At 70.5% G+C, this 3,613-nt stretch carries 6 protein-coding genes; all 6 read right to left on the bottom strand.

The genetic code is table 11. From position 1 onward, the window contains the following. Positions 1–35 precede the first annotated feature (35 nt). A complete protein-coding gene (locus tag O2807_13460) occupies positions 36–515 on the bottom strand; it encodes a hypothetical protein (protein ID MDA1001509.1) in 480 nt (159 codons plus the stop codon). A gap of 49 nt (positions 516–564) precedes the next feature. Beyond that, positions 565–1,704, bottom strand: coding sequence for a phage tail tube protein (locus O2807_13455; GenBank protein ID MDA1001508.1), 1,140 nt, complete (start codon positions 1,702–1,704; stop codon positions 565–567). Beyond that, positions 1,704–1,877, bottom strand: a complete 174-nt coding sequence (locus O2807_13450) for a hypothetical protein (GenBank protein MDA1001507.1) — start codon at positions 1,875–1,877, stop codon at positions 1,704–1,706. The genes O2807_13455 and O2807_13450 overlap by 1 nt, the downstream gene beginning before the upstream one ends. A 14-nt stretch (positions 1,878–1,891) precedes the next feature. Further along, positions 1,892–2,407, bottom strand: a complete 516-nt coding sequence (locus O2807_13445; GenBank protein ID MDA1001506.1) for a hypothetical protein — start codon at positions 2,405–2,407, stop codon at positions 1,892–1,894. Beyond that, entirely contained in the window at positions 2,400–2,903 is a 504-nt protein-coding gene (locus tag O2807_13440) for a hypothetical protein (protein MDA1001505.1), read from the bottom strand. The genes O2807_13445 and O2807_13440 overlap by 8 nt, the downstream gene beginning before the upstream one ends. Beyond that, on the bottom strand, positions 2,904–3,613 hold a 710-nt coding region (locus O2807_13435; protein ID MDA1001504.1), incomplete at its 5' end, for a hypothetical protein. It abuts the gene before it with no gap.

The following is a 3,613-nucleotide window of genomic DNA, read 5'->3' as shown; positions in this document are numbered from 1 at the left end:
CCGCCGCGAGGGCTTCCTGATCAAAGCGGATGGCCTCAGGCACCGCCTCCGCCAGAAGGTGCGGCGGCACCCCGTAGGCCCGCCCCAGCAGGTGGAGCGTCACGAGGAGGTTCCGGCGCGCCCGCTGGAAACGCGGCATCTTCGACTATCGGTCCCCCCCCTGCGGCCGGCCCCTCCCCCGCATTTCCGCCGCTGAGCTCGCCGACGGCATTCAGGATGGCGGCGGCGTCCGCCGCTTCGATCTCGTGGACCGAGAGCTCCCCCGGCCCGCAGGCGCCCGGCTCCTTGTCGCACATGGCGCCGCGCGCGGGGATGAAGCACCGCCGCAGCACGCAGTGGACCCACTCGCCGAGGGCCTCTCCTTCCGGCGGGGCGGCGGCGCCCTCGAGCGACTGGGCGAGGAGGCGGGGGTAGGCCGCCAGGTCCATCACGCTCGGGGCGCGCACGAAGCCCGCGAGCCCCGAGGGAAGCTCGATGGGCCGCCTTCCGCGGTTTCGATAAGCGCTGATCTCCATCTCTTCTCCTCTTCTTCCCCTCCCGCCGAAAGGTGGAGGGGGGGCCGGCCTAGGTGAACTGGATCTGGATTTCATCGTCCCCGGTCCCGCGCGCAAGGGTGAAGGGGACATCGAACGTCAACAGCCCGTCGCGGTCCCCCATCCCGACGCCGCCGAGCTGGCACTTGGGGGCGGTGATGGTGCAGATGTTTCCGGCGCTCTGCCCGGCCTGGACGCTCAGGGCGAGCTGCGCCCCGCTCTCCCAGTCGCCGAAGAGATCGGCCGTCGCCTTGAGGACGGCCTCGGGATCGAAGCTGCCAGAGGGCGCCCTGCGCGTGAGGGGGGCGTTGATGGGGCCGCCCGCCGTGTTCGCGCTCTGGCGCAGGGCCACCTCGTTGTTCATCTCGAACGTCATGTTCGCCGCATCGAAGTGGAAGCCGCCGAGGGTGAAGCCCGCGACGAGCACCGGCGCCGGAAGCTGGGCGTCGTAGGCCGTCCCCGCGAGGAGCGCCGCATCTGACACGATGAAGTCCGCCGCCTGGAACTCCCAGTCCACCGTCGGCACCCCGTCGAGGGGAAGATTGACGGTGAAGGTGCCCATGCAGCCCATGTAGAGGACGCGCAGGCCGTCCACGAACGCGGTGATCGCCGCGCGGGCGAAGTTCGCCTTATCCGAGGTCGGGGCGTAGGTCACAGAGGTGGATGCCGCGACGGTCTCCGCCATCCCGCAGGCGCGGAAGAGCAGCCCGTAGTCGGGGGCCACCCCCGCCGCGCCCGAGCCGCGCAGCTCGGTCGTGAAGCTGAGCTTCGCCGAGCGCTTTCCCATCACGAAGGGAAAGGGCGAGAGGCTCGCGTCCTTCACCGCGCGCTCGAGCGGCTCGACGCTCAGATCGTGCTTGAAGCTCCCCGCGCGGAAGAGCTCGGCCGCCCCGGCGGGCCGATCGAGCAGGTAGACCGTCCCCGCGGCGGGGTTCGCCGCCCAGGCGCTGTCCACGGTCAGGGTGTCGCTCGCCGCGTCGAAGTCGGTGACGGTGCGCTGCTGGCCGGTGCCCGCCCCCCGGATGGTCCGCAGGACGGACCCGTTCCAGAAATCATCCGCCTCGGTCAGCGCGGCGTCGGTCAGTGTGCTCGCGGCGGCGCTGTCCGCCGTCAGTTCTTTTTCCTCGGCCGCGCCGATCGTCTGGCGGTCCATCAACAGGGTATCGCCCATCACTCGTCCTCTCTCTTGGTGGAAGGTTCAACAGGTTGCTTCTTCGTGGACACATCCGCCGGCACATCCGGCTTGGACCGGTAGACACTCTCCGGCCGCAGTGTTTCCTCCGGCCGCGGCGCTTGGATCACGGCCGGGCGGAGGGTGGTGGCTTCCTTCTGGGGTCCTTGCATCGGGCTCTCCTTTTCTAGCCGCGCACGATCCGCTCGATGGCCTGAATGCGGATCTCCGCGATGTGGCAGAGCACCCCGCCGAAGGCCCGGAGTTCGATGGCGTCCACGGCGGGCGGGGCGAGGCGCTCGAGGGTGGGCACCCGCCCCCGGAGGCGGAGCGCCCCCGGGTCGCGGAAGCGATCGCAGAGCGCCTCGATCAGATCCTGGAAAATGAGTTCGCTCCCGGCGGCGTCCTCGGCGGACATGAGGCCGAAGAGCAGGAAGGTGTGCGTCCTTCTATTGACCCCCGCGGGGAGAAAGCCGCCGCCGCTTCCGGCGAACGAGCCCGGCTCCTCGCGGACCTTCTCGCGCGTCACCATCCAGCCGCGAATCTGATCCTTGCCGTCCGGCGCCTCCCAGCGGAAAAGGTGAAGATACTTCCCCAGATCGGCCGCCCATCTCTGGTAGGTGTGCACCTGACCCGCGCCCTCAATGGCTGAAAGTTCGGCCGCGATGCCCTCGCCGATCATCTTGTAGTTCGAGCTAGCCACCGAGCCGCCTCGCAATCTCCGCCCCGAGCGCCTGGAACCTCGCCGCGATCAGGGGCAGGCTCTCCTGAAATCCATCGCGGAACATGTGCGCGCCCCGCGTGCCGCGCCGGGCGATCTTCCGCGCGACGAGAAACGAGATGCGCGCGGTCTCTCCAGAGCCGAATTTTTGGGAAACCCAACGGAAGAGCGGGCTCCCCGGCCGCCAGGGCGGAAAGCCGCCGGGGGGGCGGCCCTGCTCGACCGCCGCCGCATAGGGCAGCGAGGCGGCGATGCGCCCGCGGAGGGTGTCGAGACTTTTCCCCCTGACCTCGGCCGCGATCGCGCCGCGCAGCCCGCCGCTCGCCCCCTCGGGGGTCCTCGCCCGGACGCGCGCCGCGATCATCCCGGCGGCGTCTTCTACTGCGGCTTCTGCGGCGGCGAACATCTCCGCCTCCGCGTCGAAGGCGGGATCGAGAAGGGGGCCGGACTCTTTCACCGTGAGCTTCCAGTCGTCCATCTAGCGATCCTCCGGTCCGCCGTGGGTGAGATAGTCGCCGCGCCCTTGCGTCAGCGCACTGTCCCAGTCGAGGGAGACCCCCGCCGGCCTCGCCGTCTCCCCCTCGCGCAGCCCCATGTGGAGGCGGTACTTCCGCTCGAGTTCCTTGGCGAGGTCGGTGTACTCCTTCGAGCGGCTCCGGTAGTCCACCGCATCCGCCGAGAGGGTGGGCGCCCCCGTCTGCGCGAAGCGCCGCGCGAGGATGTGGCAGCCCTCGGCCGCCCCGAGCCAGGTCACCGCCTTGAGGTCTCCGGCGGAAACCGAGGTCGCGCTCTCATCGGCGGTGTGGGCCGCGGTGTAGAAAAGGCGCACCGTCTCGCCCGCCCCCGGGGTGTGGCGGAGGAGCCTGAGCTTCGCCGCCGGGGTGCCGGGGGCGTAGAGCGTCCAGTCCCTGCGCTGAAGATAGGCGGGCGCGCGCTTTCCCTGGGGGTACTCGACCTGCTGCGCCGAGGAGAGGGCATCGTCCCAGTCGGCGGGAAGGGTGAAGTCAAACGCCGCGCCGTCTCCCGCGAAATCCGCCATCCGCCGCGCGGGCCGGTCCTTGCTGTAGCGGGCGAGGGACGCCGCGGCGAGCTCCGCATAGTCGGCCTCCTCGAGGCCGAACTCCTGCGGGAGCGCGCCCGCCCGCAGCTGCACCTTGATCTCCGCGATGATGGTCTGCCGGTTCGGCA

This window comes from bacterium (genome assembly GCA_027622355.1).
Taxonomy (GTDB): Bacteria; UBA8248; UBA8248; order UBA8248; family UBA8248; genus JAQBZT01.
The sequence above is the reverse complement of the archived record's forward strand: the minus strand, read 5'-3'. Positions and strand labels throughout refer to the sequence as shown.